At 73.2% G+C, this 19,428-nt stretch carries 19 protein-coding genes; 16 read left to right on the top strand and 3 right to left on the bottom strand.

What is annotated here, in order from left to right; genetic code table 11:
• Positions 1 to 21 precede the first annotated feature (21 nt).
• A complete protein-coding gene (locus tag NLU66_RS15020; protein WP_259360425.1) occupies positions 22 to 657 on the bottom strand; it encodes a murein hydrolase activator EnvC family protein in 636 nt (211 codons plus the stop codon).
• Between the two features lie 519 nt (positions 658 to 1,176).
• Here NLU66_RS15020 and rpsB point away from each other — a divergent pair.
• The 12 genes from rpsB (at position 1,177) to NLU66_RS14960 (ending at position 12,761) form a co-directional block, all read left to right on the top strand.
• Positions 1,177 to 2,061, top strand: coding sequence for a 30S ribosomal protein S2 (rpsB, locus tag NLU66_RS15015; RefSeq protein ID WP_259360424.1), 885 nt, complete (start codon positions 1,177 to 1,179; stop codon positions 2,059 to 2,061).
• Positions 2,062 to 2,160: 99 nt separating this feature from the next.
• On the top strand, positions 2,161 to 2,985 hold the full coding sequence (tsf, locus tag NLU66_RS15010; RefSeq protein WP_137771284.1) for a translation elongation factor Ts: 825 nt from the start codon (positions 2,161 to 2,163) through the stop codon (positions 2,983 to 2,985).
• 115 nt (positions 2,986 to 3,100) lie between these two features.
• On the top strand, positions 3,101 to 3,856 hold the full coding sequence (pyrH, locus tag NLU66_RS15005; protein ID WP_259360423.1) for a UMP kinase: 756 nt from the start codon (positions 3,101 to 3,103) through the stop codon (positions 3,854 to 3,856).
• 107 nt (positions 3,857 to 3,963) lie between these two features.
• A complete protein-coding gene (frr, locus tag NLU66_RS15000) occupies positions 3,964 to 4,530 on the top strand; it encodes a ribosome recycling factor (protein ID WP_137771282.1) in 567 nt (188 codons plus the stop codon).
• A gap of 13 nt (positions 4,531 to 4,543) precedes the next feature.
• Positions 4,544 to 5,470, top strand: coding sequence for a phosphatidate cytidylyltransferase (locus NLU66_RS14995; RefSeq protein ID WP_259360422.1), 927 nt, complete (start codon positions 4,544 to 4,546; stop codon positions 5,468 to 5,470).
• Positions 5,467 to 6,729, top strand: coding sequence for a 23S rRNA (adenine(2503)-C(2))-methyltransferase RlmN (gene rlmN, locus NLU66_RS14990; RefSeq protein ID WP_259360421.1), 1,263 nt, complete (start codon positions 5,467 to 5,469; stop codon positions 6,727 to 6,729). The genes NLU66_RS14995 and rlmN overlap by 4 nt, the downstream gene beginning before the upstream one ends.
• Before the next feature lie 79 nt (positions 6,730 to 6,808).
• A complete protein-coding gene (locus tag NLU66_RS14985) occupies positions 6,809 to 7,357 on the top strand; it encodes a DivIVA domain-containing protein (protein ID WP_137771280.1) in 549 nt (182 codons plus the stop codon).
• A complete protein-coding gene (gene dxr / locus NLU66_RS14980; protein WP_259360420.1) occupies positions 7,354 to 8,565 on the top strand; it encodes a 1-deoxy-D-xylulose-5-phosphate reductoisomerase in 1,212 nt (403 codons plus the stop codon). Before NLU66_RS14985 ends, dxr begins: the two co-directional genes overlap by 4 nt.
• Complete coding sequence (locus NLU66_RS14975; protein ID WP_259360419.1) at positions 8,562 to 9,899, top strand: M50 family metallopeptidase; 1,338 nt, start codon at positions 8,562 to 8,564, stop codon at positions 9,897 to 9,899. The genes dxr and NLU66_RS14975 overlap by 4 nt, the downstream gene beginning before the upstream one ends.
• Positions 9,900 to 10,010: 111 nt before the next feature.
• Positions 10,011 to 11,165 carry a flavodoxin-dependent (E)-4-hydroxy-3-methylbut-2-enyl-diphosphate synthase gene (gene ispG, locus NLU66_RS14970; RefSeq protein ID WP_137771277.1) on the top strand — a complete coding sequence of 385 codons (1,155 nt, stop codon included), beginning with the start codon at positions 10,011 to 10,013 and terminating at the stop codon, positions 11,163 to 11,165.
• 8 nt (positions 11,166 to 11,173) lie between these two features.
• Positions 11,174 to 12,019: a DUF4081 domain-containing GNAT family N-acetyltransferase gene (locus tag NLU66_RS14965; RefSeq protein ID WP_259360418.1), complete on the top strand. Its 846-nt coding sequence runs from the start codon at positions 11,174 to 11,176 to the stop codon at positions 12,017 to 12,019.
• Between the two features lie 157 nt (positions 12,020 to 12,176).
• A complete protein-coding gene (locus NLU66_RS14960; protein ID WP_259360417.1) occupies positions 12,177 to 12,761 on the top strand; it encodes an AAA family ATPase in 585 nt (194 codons plus the stop codon).
• Between the two features lie 43 nt (positions 12,762 to 12,804).
• On the opposite strand, the gene NLU66_RS14955 is transcribed toward NLU66_RS14960, so the two are convergent.
• A complete protein-coding gene (locus tag NLU66_RS14955; RefSeq protein ID WP_259360416.1) occupies positions 12,805 to 14,106 on the bottom strand; it encodes a hypothetical protein in 1,302 nt (433 codons plus the stop codon).
• A 114-nt stretch (positions 14,107 to 14,220) separates the two neighbouring features.
• Between NLU66_RS14955 and NLU66_RS14950 the strand changes: the two genes are divergently transcribed.
• Entirely contained in the window at positions 14,221 to 16,002 is a 1,782-nt protein-coding gene (locus tag NLU66_RS14950; RefSeq protein WP_259360415.1) for a proline--tRNA ligase, read from the top strand.
• Positions 16,003 to 16,038: 36 nt separating this feature from the next.
• Here the strand turns inward: NLU66_RS14950 and NLU66_RS14945 are convergent, their stop codons facing one another.
• Positions 16,039 to 17,058: a ferritin-like domain-containing protein gene (locus tag NLU66_RS14945; RefSeq protein WP_259360414.1), complete on the bottom strand. Its 1,020-nt coding sequence runs from the start codon at positions 17,056 to 17,058 to the stop codon at positions 16,039 to 16,041.
• A gap of 249 nt (positions 17,059 to 17,307) precedes the next feature.
• Between NLU66_RS14945 and rimP the strand changes: the two genes are divergently transcribed.
• The 3 genes from rimP (at position 17,308) to NLU66_RS14930 (ending at position 19,366) form a co-directional block, all read left to right on the top strand.
• The gene (gene rimP, locus NLU66_RS14940) at positions 17,308 to 17,889 is read left to right on the top strand and encodes a ribosome maturation factor RimP (RefSeq protein ID WP_259360413.1); all 582 of its coding nucleotides are present in this window, start codon (positions 17,308 to 17,310) and stop codon (positions 17,887 to 17,889) included.
• A gap of 1 nt (position 17,890) precedes the next feature.
• Positions 17,891 to 18,880, top strand: coding sequence for a transcription termination factor NusA (gene nusA, locus NLU66_RS14935; protein WP_137771272.1), 990 nt, complete (start codon positions 17,891 to 17,893; stop codon positions 18,878 to 18,880).
• Between the two features lie 186 nt (positions 18,881 to 19,066).
• Positions 19,067 to 19,366 (top strand): YlxR family protein, encoded by a 300-nt coding sequence (locus tag NLU66_RS14930; RefSeq protein ID WP_259360412.1) that lies wholly within the window; start codon positions 19,067 to 19,069, stop codon positions 19,364 to 19,366.
• The last annotated feature ends 62 nt before the right edge of the window (positions 19,367 to 19,428 follow it).

Here is a 19,428-nt window from a genome sequence, read left to right as displayed (position 1 = left end):
GGCGTCGGCCGTCGGGCCGTGTCAGTCCACGGTCGCCGCGCGGCCACCGGCGCGCACCGACGACCCTCCCGGGACAGCGGACACCCGTGACGACGAGGGCCCGGCCGCGGCGGGCGCATCCCGGTCGAGCAGGGGAGCGGGCCCCGCCCCGGCGCCGCCCGAGCCGCCCCCGTCCCAGCGGACCAGCACGCTCGGCCCGCGCATCCCGAGCAGCAGCAGCGGGTCGAGGTAGTCCTCCCCGCGCCGCGCCCCGAGGTGCAGACAGGTCGCCGGGACGCAGTGCGACAGCGACCCCTCGATCGCCTCGATCGTCCCGAGCGTCGACCCCGTCGCCACCTGGTCCCCGGCGGAGACCGTCGCCGTCACGGGCTCGTAGGTGGACAGCAGCCCGTCGGCATGGTGCACCGAGACCACGCCCCGGCCGGCCACCCTCCCCGCGAAGTGCACGGTGCCCGCCTCCACGGCACGGACCTCGGCCCCTGCCGGGACGCCGACGTCGATGCCGCGGTGGCCGCTGCCGTAGCGGTGCTCCGGGGCCTCGAAGGCGCGCAGCACGGGGTGCGGAGGGGCGACGGGCCAGTGCCATCGGCCCGACCCCTCCGCGCCGGCCCCGGGCTGGGGGAGCGCGAGGAGGGCGAGCGCGACGAGTGCGACCACCACGAGGAGCCGCCGCAGCACAGGAGGGGGCGCCGGGCGGGAGAGAGGCCGGAGAGGCGGGATCGGCGGGTGCGGGGAGCGCAGGCGTGACGGGAGCATGCCGCCATCGAAGCGGGCTGGGCCGCGTCGCGGTCCCCGGGGAGCCCGGCGGTGGACGGTGCGCGCCGGGGGAGGAGAGGCCGGCCGTCCCTCCCCGAGGCATGCGCATCCACCGCCGCCACGTGACGCAGGACGCGCCGTGCGGTGCCCCGGCGTCGGATAGACTGCTCCCAGCATCCGGTCCGTCCGGATGACTTCGCGTGCCCACCAGGGCCCGCCGGCCGACGGTCCTCGATCGTCCTCGGAGCAGCTGATCCCCGGATCGGCGTCCGGGACGGGACGAGGCGGCCGGTGACCCGGGCACCAGGCCCCGCACCACCCGGTCGTGGGGAACAACCGAGAATGCAGGTCCTGCGCGAGGACCACGGATGCCCCGACAGGTACGCCGTGCGAGCCCAGGGCCAGAAGAGGACACCGATCATGGCAGTCGTCACCATGCGCCAGCTCCTGGAGAGCGGCGTGCACTTCGGGCACCAGACCCGTCGTTGGAACCCCAAGATGCGCCGCTTCATCTTCACGGAGCGCAACGGCATCTACATCGTCGACCTCATGCAGACCCTGTCGTACATCGACAAGGCCTACGAGTTCGTGCGCCAGACCGTCGCCCACGGCGGCACCGTGCTGTTCGTCGGCACCAAGAAGCAGGCCCAGGAGTCCATCCAGGAGCAGGCCACCCGCGTGGGCATGCCCTACGTGAACCAGCGCTGGCTGGGCGGCATGCTCACCAACCTGCAGACCGTCTCCCAGCGGGTCAACCGCCTCAAGGAGCTCGAGCAGATCGACTTCGACGATGTGGCCTCCTCCGGCCGCACCAAGAAGGAGCTGCTGATGATGCGCCGCGAGAAGGAGAAGCTCGAGAAGACCCTCGGCGGCATCCGCGACATGGGCAAGGCGCCGAGCGCCGTGTGGGTCGTGGACACCAACAAGGAGCACCTGGCCGTCGACGAGGCGCAGAAGCTCAACATCCCCGTCGTCGCGATCCTGGACACCAACTGCGATCCCGACGAGGTCGCGTACCCGATCCCGGGCAACGACGACGCGATCCGCTCCGTCACCCTGCTGACCCGCGTCATCGCCGATGCCGTGGCCGCCGGCCTGCAGGAGCGTCACGCGAAGTCCACCGGCGGCGAGAAGAACGTCTCCGCCGTCGACGCCGAGCCGCTGGCCGAGTGGGAGCGCGAGCTCCTGGCCCAGTCCGAGGTCCAGCAGCAGGATGCCCCGGCCGAGAAGTCGGTCGAGGCCGAGGCGCCCGCCGCCGAGACCGCGGAGGCCGCCGAGTCCACCGAGGCTCCCGCCGCCGAGTGATCCGGCGGGGACGGGGGCGCCGATCGGCACCCCCGTCCCCCTCCGGGCGCTCCGCCCGGCCCCTCCCCTCATCACGCACCTCCCACCAGGAAGAGGACCATGGCTAACTACACGGCAGCCGACATCAAGGAGATCCGCGAGTCCACCGGCGCGGGCATGCTCGACGTCAAGAAGGCTCTGGACGAGGCCGATGGCGACAAGGCCAAGGCCGTCGAGCTCATCCGCATCAAGGGTCTCAAGGGCATCGCCAAGCGCGAGGGTCGCACCGCCTCCGAGGGCCTCATCGCCGTCGACGTGCGCGACACCGAGGGCGGCCAGACCGGCACCCTCGTCGAGATCAACTCCGAGACCGACTTCGTGGCCAAGAACGACAAGTTCGTCGCCCTCGGCGACGAGGCCGTGGCCGCCGCCGTCGAGTCCGGCGCCTCCGAGCCGGCCGAGCTGGCGGAGACCCCCTTCGGCGAGGCGCTCACCAACGCCGGCGCCACGATGGGCGAGAAGATCGAGGTGCGCCGCATCGGCCGCGTCTCCGGCGAGGCCGTCTCCTCGTACATGCACCGCACGAACAAGGACCTGCCCCCGCAGGTCGGCGTCCTCGTCGCGACCGACAAGGCCGGCGCCGAGGTGGCGCGCGACGTGGCGATGCACATCGCCGCGTACTCCCCGACCTACCTCACGCGCGACGAGGTCCCCGCGGACGTCGTCGAGAACGAGCGTCGCATCGCCCAGGAGACCGCCGAGAACGAGGGCAAGCCCGAGAAGGCGATCCCCAAGATCGTCGAGGGTCGCCTCAACGGCTACTACAAGGAGAACGTCCTGCTCGACCAGGCGTTCGCCAAGGACCCGAAGCAGACGGTCGGCAAGGTCGTCGAGGCCGTCGGCGGCACCGTCACCGGTTTCGTCCGCTTCCGCGTCGGCAGCTGACACCCCGCATCACCCGGCGCGCGTGAGCGTGCCCACCCACGAGCGGCCCCGCACCATCGGTGCGGGGCCGCTCCGGTATCCTCGCCCAGGACCCAGTGCGCGCGGAAGGATCGTCATGACCCAGACCATCACCTCCACCCTCCCTGTCCTCCCGAGGAAGCAGGGGGGACGCCGCGTCCTCCTCAAGCTCTCCGGCGAGGCGTTCGGCGGCGGGAAGGTCGGCGTCGATCCCGACGTCATCTCCAGGATCGCTGCAGAGATCGCCGAGGGCGTCGCCCAGGGCGTCGAGTGCGCGATCGTCGTCGGCGGCGGGAACTTCTTCCGCGGCGCCGAGCTCTCCCAGCGCGGCATGGACCGCCAGCGCGCCGACTACATGGGCATGCTCGGCACCGTCATGAACTGCCTCGCGCTCCAGGACTTCCTCGAGCAGAAGGGCGTCACCACGCGCGTCCAGACCGCCATCACGATGGGCCAGGTCGCGGAGCCCTACCTGCCGCTGCGCGCCGTGCGCCACCTCGAGAAGGGTCGCGTCGTCATCTTCGGCGCCGGGGCCGGCATGCCCTACTTCTCCACCGACACCGTCGCCGTGCAGCGTGCGCTCGAGATCGGCTGCCAGGAGGTGCTGATGGCGAAGAACGGCGTCGACGGCGTCTACACCGCGGATCCGCGCACCGATCCGAGCGCGACGAAGCTCTCCGCCATCACCTACAGCGAGGCCCTGCAGAAGGGTCTCAAGGTCGTCGACGCCACCGCCTTCAGCCTGTGCATGGACAACAGCCAGCCGATGATGGTGTTCGGCCTGGACGCCCCCGGCAACATCACCCGGGCCATGCTCGGCGAGCGCATCGGCACGGTCGTCACCGGCGATTGACCCCGCGTTCCCGGCATCCCGCCGGGTCGTCCCCGCGCGCACCGGCGCATGCGGGACAATGGACCTGATCCACGAGCAGATTCTGAGCAGAACGAGGACACAACGACATGAGCGACGACATCCCCGGCATCCTCAAGGACGCCGAGTCCAAGATGAGCAAGTCCATCGAGGTGACCAAGGACGAGTTCACCGCGATCCGCACCGGGCGGGCGACGGCCGCCATGTTCCAGGGCATCGACGTGGAGTACTACGGCGCGCCGACGCCGCTGAACCAGCTCGCCTCCCTGCAGTTCCCCGAGGCGCGCACCGTCATCGTCACCCCGTACGACAAGACCGCCACGACCGCGGTGGAGACCGCGCTGCGCGAGTCCGATCTCGGTGTTAACCCCACGAACAACGGTGACAACCTCCGCGTCGTCCTGCCCGCCCTCACCGAGGAGCGCCGCCGCGACTACATCAAGCTCGCGAAGAACAAGGCGGAGGACGGCCGCGTCGCCATCCGTGGCTCGCGCGGCAACGCGAAGAAGGCCATCGAGAAGCTGGTCAAGGACAAGGAGATCGGCGAGGACGAGGGCACGCGCGCCGAGAAGGAGCTCGAGGCCCTCACCAAGAAGCACATCGAGCAGATCGACGAGGCGCTCGCCGCCAAGGAGACGGAGCTCGCGACGGTCTGACCGTCCTCCTGCGATGACTGCGACCGCTGAGCCCGCGGGCCGACCGGCCGCCCCGATGACCCTCGGGGCGGCCGTCGCCGTGCCCGGCGAGGGGAGCGGCGGGGGAGCGGTGAGCGAGGAGGCGCCGAAGCGGCGCGGACCGGGACGCAACCTCCCGGCCGCGATCGCCGTCGGCCTCGTGCTCGTCGCCGTCGTGCTCGTGAGCCTCTTCGTCGTCCCGCAGGCCTTCCCGGTTCTCGTCGGGATCGCGATGGTCCTCGCGGGGCTCGAGCTCGTGCGCGCGCTCGGCGAGGGCGGCCTGCGGGTCCCGCCGGTGCCCCTGCTCGTGGGGATCGCCGGGATCGTCGTCTCGACGGTGGTGCTCGGACCGGAGGGTCTGCTCATCGCGACGGCCGCGGCGGTCTGCGTGATCATCCTGTGGCGCGTCACCGAGTCCATGGGGCTCTCCGCGCTGCGGGACGTCACCGGCGGGGTGTTCGCCCTCGCCTGGGTCGCCTTCCTCGGCTCCTTCATCCTCCTGCTCCACGACCGCGAGGGAGGGGCTGTCCTCGTCCTGCTCGCGATCTTCGTCCCCGTCGGCAACGACGTGGGCGGCTACATCTCCGGCGTGCTCTTCGGCTCGCACCCCATGGCGCCGAGCATCAGCCCCAAGAAGAGCTGGGAGGGGTTCGCGGGATCCCTCGTGCTCGGCACCGGCATCGCGATCGGCATCTCCGTCCTCGCCCTGGACCTCGACTGGTGGATCGGCGCCGTGCTCGGCGTGGTCCTCGTCGTCATCTCCACCTGCGGCGACCTCGCCGAGTCCCTGCTCAAGCGCGACCTGGGCATCAAGGACATGGGCCACCTGCTCCCCGGCCACGGCGGCGTGCTGGACCGCATCGACTCGATCCTCCTCGCCGCTCCCACCACGTTCATCCTGCTGGAGGTCCTCCTGCCATGACCAGTCCGTCCTCCGCCGCCCCCGGCGGCAACCCGGACCTCTCCCGCGAGGCCGTCCCCGGCCAGGCGATCGCGCTCGCGCCGGGGCAGCTGCAGCTGCGCCCCACGCGCCGCGGCAAGCCGCCGGCCCACCTCGCGGACCTCACCCTCGCCGAGCGCGTCGAGGCGGTGAAGGAGATGGGTCTCCCGGGCTTCCGGGCGAAGCAGCTCTCCGTGCACTACTTCGAGCACTTCACGACCGATCCCGAGGACCTCACGGACATCCCCAAGGATCTCCGCGAACGCCTCGTGGAGCGCTTCTTCCCGACGCTGCTGGAGCCGGTCTCCCGGCAGTCCGCGGACCACGGCGCGACCCAGAAGTTCCTGTGGAAGCTGTTCGACGGCTCCCTCGTGGAGTCCGTGCTCATGCGCTACAGCGACCGGGTCACGCTGTGCATCTCCTCCGAGGCCGGCTGTGGCATGAACTGCCCCTTCTGCGCGACGGGGCAGATGGGCCTGACCCGCAACCTCTCCGCCGCGGAGATCCTCGAGCAGGTCCGGGTGGCGAACAGGCTGCTCGCGAGCGGCGAGCTGCCGGGCGGCACGGGCCGCGTCTCGAACATCGTCTTCATGGGCATGGGGGAGCCGCTCGCGAACTACCGCCCCGTCGCCACGACCTGCAAGCGGCTGAACGCCCCCGCGCCGGAGGGCTTCGGCATCGGCGCCCGCCACATCACGGTCTCCACCGTCGGCCTCGCGCCGGCCGTGCGGAAGCTGATCAAGGAGGAGATCCCGGTGACCCTCGCCGTGTCCCTCCACGCCCCGGACGACGAGCTGCGCAACGAGCTCGTCCCGATCAACACGCGCTTCGACGTCGACGAGATCCTCGACGCGGCCTTCGAGTACTTCGAGGCGACGGGCCGGCGGGTGAGCATCGAGTACGCCCTCATCCGGGACATCAACGACCAGGCGCATCGGGCCCAGCTGCTCGCGGACCGTCTGATCGCGCACGGCGGCGCCCACTGGATCCACGTGAACCCGATCCCGCTGAACCCCGTGAAGGGGTCGAAGTGGACGGCCTCGGACCCGCGGGACGAGAAGCGCTTCGTGGAGATCCTGCGGGAGAACGGGATCTCGGCGACGATCCGCGACACGCGCGGCAGCGACATCGACGGCGCCTGCGGCCAGCTCGCCGCCGAGGTCATCGAGACCGACGAGCACCGTGCGGACCGCGAGGCCCGCGTCGCCCGCGTCGAGGCCGTCGCCTCCCTGGCGGAGTGACCGCCGCGCCGCCTCCCAGGCGGCCCCCGGCCCCGCCGCTACAGTGGGGCACCGACAGCACCGAGGAAGGACCCATCTGGTGAGCACATCGTTCGAGCGCGTCTCGCGGTTCAGCGTCGGGTACGACATGCACGAGGTCGACGAGTTCCTGGCCCGTGCCCGCACCGCCTACGAGGGCCGCGAGGCCGGCTTCGACGGGGCGGACATCACCTCCGCGAGCTTCGGCACCGAGCGCGGCGGCTACGACATGCGCGTCGTCGACGAGGCGCTGGACCGTCTCTCCGACGCCTTCGCCCTGCAGGCCCGTGACGATGCGATCGCGGAGAAGGGCGAGGAGTCCTGGATCGCGGAGCTCACCGAGCGCGCGGAGGTCCTCAAGGAGCGCCTCGAGCGTCCCGCCGGGGAGCGCTTCGCCCCGGGGGCCGACGGCGAGGCCGCGTACGACCGCGCCGACGTCGACGCGCTCTGCGACCAGCTCGTCGCGTACTTCACCGAGGGGCACCCGATGAGCGTGGACGACGTGCGCCGCGCCGCCTTCCGTCGCCGCCGCGGCGGTGACGGCTACCGTGAGGCCGTCGTCGACGTGTACCTCGACCACGTCGCGGACGTGATGGCCTCCGTGCCGTGACCTCCGCCCCGTCACGCCGGCTCGTCCTGCTCGGCTCGACCGGCTCGATCGGCACGCAGACCCTCGACGTCGTCTCCCGCTACCCGGGCACGGTCCGCGTCCACGGCCTCGCCGTCGGCGGCTCCCGCCCGGAGCTCGTGGCCGAGCATGTCCTCGTGCACCGCCCCGAGCGGGTCGTCGTCGCCGATCCCGACCGGCTCGACGCGGTCGCCGCGGCCGTGACCGCGGCGTGCACCGCGGAGGGGATCACTGCTCCGCACCTGGACGCCGGGCAGGAGCGGATCACCGCCCTCGCGGGCGCGCTCGGCGCGGGGGACGTGGTCCTCAACGCCGTCACCGGCTCCGTGGGCCTGCTGCCCACCCTCGCCGCGCTCGAATCCGGCGCGCGGCTCGCCCTCGCGAACAAGGAGTCGCTCGTCGTGGGCGGCCCCCTCGTCACACGGGCCGCGGTGCCCGGGCAGATCCTCCCCGTGGACTCCGAGCACACCGCGATCGCGCAGGCCCTCGCGGGTGTGCGCCCCGATCAGGTGGGCCGGCTCGTCGTCACCGCCTCCGGCGGCCCCTTCCGCGGCCGCACGCGGGCCGAGCTCGCCGACGTCACCCCCGATCAGGCGCTCGCCCATCCCACCTGGGCGATGGGGCGTGTGATCACCACGAACTCCGCGACGCTCGTGAACAAGGCGCTCGAGGTGATCGAGGCCTGCTTCCTCTTCGACCTGCCCGAGGACCGCGTCGACGTCGTCGTGCACCCGCAGTCGATCGTGCACTCCATGGCGACGCTCGTGGACGGCTCGACGATCGCGCAGGCGAGCCCGCCGGACATGCGCCACGCGATCGGCTGGGCCCTCGCGCATCCCGAGAAGCTGCCCGGCCTCGCGGCGCCGCTCGACTTCACGGCGGCGCAGTCCTGGACCTTCGAGCCGGTGGATGAGGAGACCTTCCCGGCGATCCGCCTCGCCCGCGGCGCCCACCGTGAGGGCGGCGGTGCGATGGCCGTGCTGAACGCCGCCAACGAGGAGGCCGTCGACGCCTTCTTCGAGGGCCGCCTGGGCTTCCTCGGCATCGTCGACCTGGTGGCGGAGGTCCTCTCCCGCCCCGACCGTCCCCGTGCCGATCTCGACGGCGGCGCCGCCGCGCTGCTCGAGGTCGAGGCCTGGGCCCGCCGCGCCGCGCAGGAGCAGATCACACTCGCGGAGAGCGCTTCGTGAGCGTCCTGCTCTTCGTGCTGGGCATCGTGCTGGTGGCCCTCGGCCTCGGGGTGTCGATCGCGCTCCACGAGCTCGGGCACCTCCTGCCCGCCAAGCGCTTCAGCGTCAAGGTCACGCAGTACATGATCGGGTTCGGGCCCACGGTCCGCTCCTGGCGCCGCGGGGAGACCGAGTACGGCCTCAAGGCGATCCCGCTCGGCGGCTACATCCGCATGATCGGCATGTACCCGCCGCACAAGGGGGAGCCCGAGGGCACCGTCCGCGAGGACTCCACCGGCATGTTCCAGCAGCTCGCGGACGAGGCCAAGGAGTACGAGTCCTCCCAGTACGGCCCCGAGGACGCGCACCGCACCTTCGTCGCCCTCAGCGTGCCCCGCAAGCTCGTGGTGATGCTCGGCGGTCCGGTCATGAACCTGCTCATCGCGACCGTGCTCATGACGGTGCTCGCCTGCGGGATCGGCATGCCGGAGGTGACGCCCCGGGTGCAGTCGGTCTCGCAGTGCGTGCTGCCGGCGGACGCCGCGGCCGACGCCTCCTGCGCCGGTGAGCAGGAGGCCCCGGCGATGGCCGCGGGCATCCGCCCCGGGGACGAGATCCTCCGGATCGACGGTGCCGAGATCTCCACCTGGGACGACGTCACCGCCGCGGTGCGCGCCGCGGGCGGCCGCGAGATCGACGTGGTCGTCGAGCGGGACGGCGAGCGCCTGGACCTCACGGCGACGCCGATCCTCGACGACCGCCCCGTCTATGCGGCGGACGGCAGCGCGGAGACCGACGAGAACGGCGCCTACGTCACCGAGGAGGTCGGCTTCCTCGGGGTCTCCGGCACCCCGGCGCTCGTGCGCCAGTCCCCGCTCGAGGTGCCCGGCATGGTGGGCAGCGCCTTCGTCGGCACCGCGAAGGTCGTCGTGACCCTCCCGGTGCGCCTCTACGACGTCGCCGTCGCGGCCTTCGGCTCCGGGGAGCGGGACCCGAACGGCCCCGTCGGCGTCGTGGGCGTCTCCCGCCTCGCCGGGGAGATCGTCGCGGCCGACGAGCCGGGCTTCGCCCTCCAGCAGAAGGTCGCCTCGCTGATCTCGATGCTGGCCTCGCTGAACATGGCGCTGTTCGTGTTCAACCTGGTGCCGCTGCTGCCCCTGGACGGCGGGCACGTGCTGGGCGCGCTCATCGAGGGCGTGCGCCGTGCCTTCGCCCGGCTGCGCGGGCGCCCGGACCCGGGCCCCGTGGACATGTCGCGGATGCTGCCGCTGACCAACGCGGTCGCCCTGCTGTTCATCGGCATGACGGTGCTGCTGATCTACGCGGACGTCGTCAACCCGATCACGCTGTTCTGAGGCGGGGCCGGAGCGGCCGCGCCTGTGCCCGGGGCCACGCGGGGCGTGGGGGAGTGGTGGAGGTGTCGCACCTCGCTCCCCCTCGGGGCGCGAGGGGGCGATAATGGAGCGGTGACTTCCGTGAGCCTCGGCATCCCCTCCGTCAAGACGCCCCCGCCGGTCCTCGCCCCCCGGCGGAGGACCCGCAAGGTCAAGCTGGGCGACATCTTCGTGGGCGGCGACGCGCCGATCACGGTGCAGTCGATGACGACGACCCCCACCCACGACATCAACGCGACGCTCCAGCAGATCGCGGAGCTGACCGCCGCGGGCTGCGACATCGTCCGCGTCGCGTGCCCCCGGCAGGAGGACGCCGACGCGCTCGTCGCGATCGCCGCGAAGTCCCCGATCCCCGTGATCGCGGACATCCACTTCCAGCCCAAGTACGTCTTCGCCGCGATCGAGGCGGGCTGCGCGGGGGTCCGCGTGAACCCCGGCAACATCCGTCGCTTCGACGACCAGATCAAGGACATCGCGAAGGCCGCGAAGGACCACGGCACGGCCCTGCGGATCGGCGTGAACGCCGGCTCGATCGACCCCCGCATGATGAAGGGCGACCGGGTCACCCCGGAGGCGCTCGTGGCGTCCGCGAAGTGGGAGGCCTCGCTGTTCGAGGAGCACGACTTCCACGACTTCGGCATCTCCGTGAAGCACAACGACCCGGTGATCATGGTCGAGGCCTACCGGCAGCTCTCCGCGGAGGGCGACTGGCCGCTCCACCTCGGCGTCACCGAGGCCGGCCCCGCCTTCCAGGGCACCATCAAGTCCTCCGTCGCCTTCGGCATCCTGCTCGGCGAGGGCATCGGCGACACGATCCGCGTGTCCCTCTCCGCCCCGCCGGTGGAGGAGGTCAAGGTCGGCAACCAGATCCTGCAGTCGCTGAACCTCAAGCCGCGCAAGCTCGACATCGTCTCCTGCCCCTCGTGCGGCCGCGCCCAGGTCGACGTGTACACGCTCGCCGAGGAGGTCACCGAGGGCCTCAAGCACCTCGAGGTCCCGCTGCGCGTCGCCGTCATGGGCTGCGTCGTCAACGGGCCGGGCGAGGCGCGCGAGGCGGATCTCGGCGTCGCCTCCGGCAACGGCAAGGGCCAGATCTTCGTCAAGGGCGAGGTCATCAAGACCGTGCCGGAGGCGGAGATCGTCGAGACGCTGCTCGCGGAGGCGAACCGCATCGCCGCCGAGATGGGCGAGGGCGCCGAGGGCGCGCCGTCCGTCTCCGTGAGCTGAGGCCACCGGTGTTCCGCCGCGGGGGCCGCGTGCGCCCGCTGCGGGGCGCGGCGGTCGAGCCCGCCCTCTCCCTCGCGCTCGAGGAGCCCGTGCTCAACACCCTGGGCGGTGCGCGCCTCGCGGAGCTCGCCCGTGCCGGCAGCACCGCCGCCGAGTTCTCCGTGCTGGGTGAGGACGACGCCCCCGAGGGTCTGCTCTGGCACGGGGTGAACCTGTCGCCGCTCGGGGCGGGTCCCGAGGTGCTCGAGGAGTTCGGCCGCCACCTCGCGGGCCGCTCCCGCCGCTCGAGCTCCGTGGTGGGGCCGCGGCAGGCGGTCGAGGCGATGTGGGCACCGATGGCGCCCACCTGGGCGGGCCAGGTGCGGGAGTACCGCTGGAGCCAGCCGCTGCTCGTCGCGGACGAGACGCCCGCGGCCCTCGCGGACGTCGGCCTGCGCCGAGCACGCCCGGGGGAGGAGTCCGCCGTGTTCCCCGCCGCGGTCGCGATGTTCCGTGAGGAGGTGGGGGCCGATCCCACGCGCGGCGACGGCGGCCGCTCCTACGGGAACCGGGTCACCGAGCTCATCCGCGCGGGCCGCACCTACGTCGTCATGCACGACGGGCTCGTGCTGTTCAAGGCCGACGTCGGCGCGATCTTCGGCCCGGTCGCCCAGGTGCACGGCGTGTGGGTGCGACCGGGGCACCGCAGCCGCGGCCTCGGGCGGGCGGCGATGGCGCAGCTCGTCTCGCAGGTGCGCGCGGACCTCGCCCCGCAGGTCTCCCTCTACGTGAACGACTTCAACGAGCCCGCGCGCCGCGCCTATGCGGCGGCCGGGTTCCACGAGGCGGGGGAGCTCTCCACCATCCTGTTCTGAGCGGTCTGCGGCCCGTCACCGGGTGCCGAGCCCCGCCCGGGACCGGTCGGCACGGCTCCTCGACCACACGCTCCTCGACCACACGGCACGGCCACCGACCGCGCGGTCGCGCCGGATTCCCCGTGCGCGGGCGTGCGTCGGCCGGTATGTTCCCCGCATGTCCGCATCCCCTGACCGACCCTCCGGGAACGATGTCGGGCAGGGCCCGTCGCTGGTCCTGCTCGTCGGTCCGCCCGCCGCGGGCAAGCTCACGATCAATCGAGAGCTCGAGCGGCGCACGGGAGCGATCGTCGTGGACAACCACCTGGTCAACAACGCGGTCTTCGTGCCGATCGGTCTGAACCGCTCGCCCGAGGTGCGCCTCGAGGCGACCGATGCCCTGCGCGCACGGGTGTGGGACGTGGTGATCGAGGCGACCGAGGCCGCGCCCGCCCGGCTCAGCCATGTGTTCACGGTCTGGCTGGCCGATGCTCCCGGGAGCGCCGCCCACGTGGAGCGGCTGCGCGCCCTCGCCGGACGTCGCGGCGTGCGGTTCGTGCCCGTGTGGCTGCAGGCCGGCACGGAGACTCTGCTGGCGCGGGTGGACGATCCTGACCGGGCCGAGCGGGGCAAGCTCACCGACCCCGGCGCGCTGCGGGAGATCCTCGCGCTCCCCCTGCTCCCCGCCCCGGAGGACGCGCTGGTGCTGGACACCGGGACGGTGTCCCCGGACCAGGCCGTGGACGCGATCCTCGACCGCTGAGCCCAGCCGTCGGCCCCCCTGCGGGCCGGGCATCGCGCGGTGGTCAGCCCTCGCGCAGCGCGTCGATCGTGAGGATTGTGTTCGCGGCCGTCCAGGCGAGCGGGGCGACGGCCGCGGGGCGCCCGTCGAAGAGCACCTTCTCGCTGAGCGAGCCGGCGGCGGTGCGATGCTCCGCGAGCCAGGTCAGGAGCGAGCCCGCCTCGTCATCAGCGCCGGTGCGGGCGAGGCCCAGGGCGAGCAGGCTCGTGGACGGGGTCCAGCTGATGCCGTCCCGCTTCCAGCGCGCCCCGGGGGCGATGCCGCCGGCGGGACGGCGGAGCGTGTCCCCGAGGCGGGTGAGGTCCGCGGCGGGGACGACGTCCGCGGCGCCGAGCGCCGCCAGCAGGGCGAGCGCGGAGTCGGCGCCCCCGCGCCGGGCGTAGCGCTGGTACCCGGCCGGCCCGAACTCCTCGCGCAGCAGCGCGGCGAAGGCCTCCGCGGCCTCGGCGTCCCCGCTCTCGCCGCTCACGGTCGCGGCGGCCTTCCAGCCGGCGAGGGTCGTCGCCATCAGGGCGAGCGTCACCGAGCGCTCGCGCAGCTCCCAGTAGTCGGGGGAGACGGGCGGCAGCTGCTCGCCGTGGCCGGTGCCCGAGCGCAGCAGGTCCCGCGAGCGGGTCACGAGGCGCTCGAGCCCGCCGGCGGCGGTCGCGCGCCGCTCGGGGGTGGGCAGCGCCGCCAGGACCTCCGCCACCGCCCAGAAGACGAGCCCGGTCCCGTCGAACTGCGGGGGCCGGTCGTCCGGGGCGCGGCCCGTGGCGAGGTCGTAGCGGGCCTCGAACCAGCTCCCCTCCCGCTGCAGGGACTGCAGGTGGGAGAGGATACCGAGCGCCTCGTCGTACAGCCCGGCGCGGGCGAGCGCGACCGCGCAGAAGGCGCCGTCGCGCGGCCACAGGTAGCGCCAGTTACGCGACCATCCGGCGACCGGGGCGGGGGCGTCGTCGCCCAGCACCCAGAGGTCCGCGAGAGCGGAGGCCGCGAGCTCGGAGTGCGCCGCGGGCACCGTGTCCAGCCAGGGCCGGGCCGTCGCCATGAACGCGGCGGCGCGGCGGGCGGGGGCGGCGTCCTCGGGGACGGAGGCGAGCAGCCGGGTGCCCGGTCGCAGCCGGGAGGCGGGGATCGAGGAGTCGCCGCCCACCAGGTGGCGTCGACCGTCGGCCGCGATCGCGACGCTCGCCGAGAGCAGCGGTGCCTCGGTGCGGGGATCCTCGCGCAGGGCGAGGGCCCCGGCGCCGAGCGCGCCCGCCCCGAGCAGCCCGCCGCCCAGGAGCAGCGACCGGCGGGCAGGGCGGGAGGAGGCCACCTCCATGGCATGCACCTCCCTGCTCGTCGCGCGTGCGCACCAGCGTACGTGCGCGCCCTTACCATGGTCCCGGTGCCCGCGCGAGAGCCGGCCGCCCCCTCACGTCCGAAAGGCCCCTCCATGATCCGCATGTCCTCCTCGTTCGTCCGCACGCTGCGCGAGGACCCGTCGGATGCCGAGGTCGCGAGCCACAAGCTGCTGGTGCGCGCCGGGTACATCCGCCGCTCCGCCCCGGGTGTGTACACCTGGCTGCCGCTGGGCCTGAAGGTGATGCGCAAGGTCGAGCAGATCGTGCGCGAGGAGCAGGACGCGATCGGCGGCCAGGAGCTGCTGTTCTCCGCGCTGCAGCCCCGCGAGCCCTACGAGGCGACCGGCCGCTGGGAGGAGTACGGGCCCACGCTGTTCCGTCTCCAGGACCGCAAGGGCGCGGACTACCTCCTCGCCCCCACCCACGAGGAGATGTTCGCCCTCGCGGTGAAGGACCTGTTCAGCTCCTACAAGGACCTCCCGGTCATGCTCTACCAGGTCCAGCACAAGTACCGCGACGAGGCGCGCCCCCGCGCCGGTCTGCTGCGCGTGCGCGAGTTCGTCATGAAGGACGCCTACTCCTTCGACGTCGACGACGCCGGTCTCGACGCCTCCTACGACCGTCAGCGTCAGGCGTACCAGCGGACCTTCTCCCGCCTCGGCCTGCCCGTCGTGATCTGCCAGGCGGATGCGGGCGCCATGGGCGGCTCCCGCTCCGAGGAGTTCCTCCACCCGACGCCCGTCGGCGAGGACACCTTCGTGGTGACCGACGGCGGCTACGCCGCGAACGTCGAGGCCGTGACGACCGTGGCCCCGGCGCCGCTGTCCGCGGAGGAGATCGCCGCGCTGCCCGCCGCCCATGTCGAGCAGACCCCCGGTGCCTCGACCATCGCCGCGCTCACGGACTTCTCCAACGCGACCTACCCCGGCGGCGGCTACGTCGCGGAGGACGGCAGCTGGACCCGCTACGAGATGCTCAAGCACCTCGTCTACCTGCTCACGCACCCCGACGGCAGCACCGAGCCGCTCGTCATCGCGCTGCCCGGCGATCGCGAGATCGACGAGAAGCGCCTCGAGGTCGCGGTCGCCCCGGCGGTCGCCGCGCCCTTCACGGAGGAGGACTTCGCCCGCCACCCCGTGCTCGCCAAGGGGTACATCGGACCGGCGGGCCTGGGCCTGGAGTCGGCGTCGAAGATCCGCTACGTCGTGGACCCGCGGGTCTCCGAGGGCACGCGCTGGGTCGCCGGCGCGGGCGAGGCCGGCAAGCACGTCTACGACCTCGTCTTCGGCCGCGACTTCACGGCCGACGGCACGATCGAGGCGGCGGAGGTGCGCGACGGCGACCCCGCGCCCGACGGCTCCGGGCCGCTGCGCCTGACCCGCGGCATGGAGATGGGCCACATCTTCCAGCTGGGCCGCAAGTACGCCGAGGCGCTCGACGTGAAGGTCCTGGACGTGAACGGCAAGGCCGTCACGGTCACGATGGGCTCCTACGGGATCGGCGTGACCCGTGCGGTCGCCGCGATCGCCGAGCTGCACCACGACGACAAGGGCCTCGCGTGGCCGCGCTCCGTCGCGCCGATGGACGTGCACGTGCTCGCGACCGGCAAGGACGAGGCGATCTTCGCGAAGGCCGCGGAGCTCGCGGAGCAGCTCGAGGCCGCCGGGTACGACGTGCTCTACGACGACCGTCCCAAGGTCTCCCCGGGCGTGAAGTTCAAGGACGCCGAGCTCATCGGCATCCCCGCGACCGTGGTCGTGGGCCGCGGGCTGGCGGAGGGCATCGTCGAGGTCCGCGACCGCGTCGCCGGATCCGTCCAGGAGGTCGCGCCCGAGGCCGTCGTCGCGACGGTGCGCGGTCTCGCCGACGCCTGATCCCGCGGACGGGACGACGCACGGGGCGCCGACGGCTCAGCCGTCGGCGCCCCGCTGCGAGATGTCCAGGGAGGGCAGCGGATCCATCGCGCTCGTGAGCGGGGCGAGCACGCCCGCCTCCGCGAGCGCGGCCGCGATCCCGAGCGGGCGCCGCGCGAAGGGCGCCGCACCGGTGAGGGCGAGATGCGCGTCGAGCAGCGCCGTGGAGACCTGTGCGGGGAGCTTCGCCGCGGTGTCCTCGTCGAGGGGCTCGACCGGCAGGGCGTACACCGCCTTCCGCTCCACCACGGGGGCGCCGTCCTCCTGCGCGGCCGCCGCGAGGGCCGCCGCCCGGTCCCGGTGCAGCGTGCTCGCCTGCTCGTGCGCGGTGCGCTCCTCGTCCGCGGTGCGCGCCGCGAGGACCTCGTGCACGTATCCGGCGTACCACTCCTGGTCCTGCGCCGCCTCGATCGTGAGGTGGTAGTCGGACTCGGCGCCGATGGACGGCGGGTCGGTCTCGGGCACGGTCCGGGTGGGGACGATCTCCTCCGCCGCGGGCAGTGCGGCGAGCTCGCCCGATCCGCTCGCCGCGGCGAGCCGCAGCGCCGCCCAGTGCACGTGCGCTCCGACGGCGGCGACGGGCCGGGCGAGGGAGCCGGAGACCTGGCGCGCGGCAGAGGTGCACAGCACCCGCAGATCGGACAGCGCCGCGACGAGGGCGGCGGCGTCGGCGGCGGGGGAGGCGGAGGGGGAGACCGTCGCCGTCGGGGAGCCGGCGGCCTCGGCGCTCGCGGCGTCCTCGAGCTCCGCGCCGGTGCGCAGGGCGTCACGCTGCGCTGGCAGGACGCCCACGAGCTCGGAGAGCACCTCGGCGGTCGCCGTGTCCGTCCCCGGATCCGTCGCCTCCGCGACGACTCGGGCCCCGGCGAGGCAGGCCTCGAGGGAGGCCAGCAGGTCCTTGCGGTAGAGGTCGTCGATGCCGGGCGGGGGAGGGGTGTAGGGGGCCGGCCCGCCCAGGCGCACCGTGCCGCAGCCCGTGAGCGCGAGCAGACCGGTCGACGCCCCGGCCAGGAGCACGGCGCGGCGCCCCGGCCGCGACGCCGGCGCCCGACGGACGGAAGTCTCCCGGCGGCCGGGAGCCGGACGGCCGGGGTCTGAGGGATCGGGGAGCATGCGGAGCACGGGAGGATTGTCGCACCGGAGGCCTCCCGGGGCGCGTTCAGGGCGGTGGACCACTATCCTGGAGCGGTCCCTGCCGGCACCCCGGCGCACGGACCCCACGCCCCGCCCCGCGCGGGCGCCATACGCAGGAGGAGAAGAGCGCCGATGAGCACCCTCGACCCGTATCCGGCCCTGCGGGAGGCCGCGGAGCGCCTGCTCGCGGACCACGATCTCGTGCTCGAGGACATCCAGGTGCGGCCCCGCTCCGGGATGCCGGAGATCCGCGTCGTCGTCGACCTCCCCGAGGACCGCTCGGGCAGCGTGGACCTCGACACCGTCGCCCTCGTCTCCCGTGCGCTGAACGACATGGTCGACGAGGACGATGCGCTGCTGGGCCCCGATCCCGCGCTGCTCGAGGTGACCACCCCCGGCGTGGACCGCCCGCTCACCGCCGCCCGCCACTTCCGTCGCGCCCGCGGCCGCCTCGTCGAGCTGCGCACCGCGCAGGGCGAGGAGCACCGTGCCCGGATCCTCGCCGTGACCGAGGCCGAGGCGGTGCTCCTGCGCCCGGAGGCGGGCCGCGACGACCGCGGCCGGCCGCGCAAGCTGCCCGCCGGCACCCCCGACCGCCTCGAGATCCCCGTGTCCGAGGTCGAGTCGGCACGGGTGCAGATCGAGTTCGACCCGCCCGCCGATCTCGAGCAGCTGCTCGCCGAGGCCGGCCACACCGCACCGAAGGAGAGTTGAGATGGACATCGACATGGGGGCGCTGCGCGCGCTCGAGCGCGAGCGCGAGATCAGCCTGCCCGTGCTGCTGGACGCCATCCGCTCCGCGCTCCACGCCGCGTACCTCCACACCGACCACCCGGTGCGGGACTCCGAGGTGCTGATCGACGAGCGCACCGGTGAGGTCGCCGTCATCGCCCGCGAGCGCGACGCCGAGGGCAACGTCCTCGAGGAGTGGGACGACACCCCGGAGAACTTCGGCCGCGTCGCCGCCTCCACCGCGCGCCAGGTGATCTTCCAGCGCATCCGCGATCTCGAGGACGACGCCGTGCTCGGCACGTACGCCGATCGCGAGGACGACATCGTCTCCGGCATCATCCAGCAGGGCCGCGACCCGCGGATGGTGCTCGTGGACCTCGGCGAGGTCGAGGCGGTGCTGCCGCCGCACGAGCGCGTCCCCGGGGAGGACTACTCCCACGGCAAGCGCCTGCGCGCCTACGTCACCGAGGCCCGTCGCGGCCCCAAGGGCCCCCAGATCACGCTCTCGCGCTCGCACCCGAACCTCGTGCGGCGGCTGTTCGCCCTCGAGGTCCCCGAGGTGGCCGACGGCTCCGTCGAGATCGCCGGGATCGCCCGCGAGGCGGGGCACCGCACCAAGATGGCGGTCCGCGCGACCGTGCCGGGTCTGAACGCCAAGGGCGCCTGCATCGGCCCGATGGGCGCCCGCGTGCGCGCGGTGATGAGCGAGCTCAGCGGCGAGAAGATCGACATCGTCGACTACTCGGAGGACCCGACCACCTACGTCGCCAACGCGCTCTCGCCCTCGAAGGTCACGAGCGTTGTCGTGGTCGACGAGGTCGGTCGGGCGGTCCGCGCGACGGTCCCCGCGACCCAGTTCTCGCTCGCGATCGGCAAGGACGGACAGAACGCGCGCCTCGCGGCGAAGCTGACCGGCTGGAAGATCGACATCCACCCCGACGGCCCGGCCCCCGCGGAGGACGCGGGCGCCTGACCGGCGCCGCGGGCCGGGCGGGCCCGCGCGCGGGGTGGTGTGTCGCACGACTCCCCGGTGCCCGGCGCCCCGGGCGTGTCCGCTACACTGGACCAGCTGTCCTTCCAGGATTCCTGGCTGGTCCGTGCCCTTCGGGGAGGCGGATCGTCACCGGGGAGGGCGCTCGGAACGGAGAGAGAGGGACCGATGGCTGGCCCTTCGCCCCACCGCCCCGAGCGCACGTGCATCGGCTGTCGTGAGACGGCCCCGCGCGATCAGCTGATGCGTCTGGTCCGGGAGCCCGCTCCCGATGGGACGGCACCGCTCATCCGGCTCGACCCCCGCAAGGTCGCCCCGGGCCGCGGGGCCTGGCTCCATCCCGACGCGTCGTGCCTCGACCTCGCCCTGCGACGGGGCGGCCTCGCCCGGTCCTTCCGCGGCGCGGTGCGCACCGATCAGCTGCTCGGGGATCTCGAGGCTTTCGAGCCCACCATCCAGTGGAAGTAGAAGAACCCATGGACATCCGATGAGTACTCACTCATGAGCACCCTCTGGAATTAATGGTCCGA

Source organism: Brachybacterium sp. NBEC-018 (genome assembly GCF_024860185.1).
Classification (GTDB): domain Bacteria; phylum Actinomycetota; class Actinomycetes; order Actinomycetales; family Dermabacteraceae; genus Brachybacterium; species Brachybacterium rhamnosum.
Note: the sequence above shows the minus strand (reverse complement) of the source record. Positions and strands in the feature narration are given on the sequence as shown.

What these genes read in the sequence shown, in the direction of transcription:
- rpsB (WP_259360424.1), top strand. Translation starts at nt 1,177, where the DNA reads ATGGCAGTCGTCACCATGCGCCAGCTCCTGGAGAGCGGCGTGCACTTC.
- tsf (WP_137771284.1), top strand. Translation starts at nt 2,161, where the DNA reads ATGGCTAACTACACGGCAGCCGACATCAAGGAGATCCGCGAGTCCACC.
- pyrH (WP_259360423.1), top strand. Translation starts at nt 3,101, where the DNA reads ATGACCCAGACCATCACCTCCACCCTCCCTGTCCTCCCGAGGAAGCAG.
- frr (WP_137771282.1), top strand. Translation starts at nt 3,964, where the DNA reads ATGAGCGACGACATCCCCGGCATCCTCAAGGACGCCGAGTCCAAGATG.
- NLU66_RS14995 (WP_259360422.1), top strand. Translation starts at nt 4,544, where the DNA reads ATGACTGCGACCGCTGAGCCCGCGGGCCGACCGGCCGCCCCGATGACC.
- rlmN (WP_259360421.1), top strand. Translation starts at nt 5,467, where the DNA reads ATGACCAGTCCGTCCTCCGCCGCCCCCGGCGGCAACCCGGACCTCTCC.
- NLU66_RS14960 (WP_259360417.1), top strand. Translation starts at nt 12,177, where the DNA reads ATGTCCGCATCCCCTGACCGACCCTCCGGGAACGATGTCGGGCAGGGC.
- NLU66_RS14955 (WP_259360416.1), bottom strand. Translation starts at nt 14,106, where the DNA reads ATGGAGGTGGCCTCCTCCCGCCCTGCCCGCCGGTCGCTGCTCCTGGGC.
- NLU66_RS14950 (WP_259360415.1), top strand. Translation starts at nt 14,221, where the DNA reads ATGATCCGCATGTCCTCCTCGTTCGTCCGCACGCTGCGCGAGGACCCG.
- rimP (WP_259360413.1), top strand. Translation starts at nt 17,308, where the DNA reads ATGAGCACCCTCGACCCGTATCCGGCCCTGCGGGAGGCCGCGGAGCGC.
- nusA (WP_137771272.1), top strand. Translation starts at nt 17,891, where the DNA reads ATGGACATCGACATGGGGGCGCTGCGCGCGCTCGAGCGCGAGCGCGAG.
- NLU66_RS14930 (WP_259360412.1), top strand. Translation starts at nt 19,067, where the DNA reads ATGGCTGGCCCTTCGCCCCACCGCCCCGAGCGCACGTGCATCGGCTGT.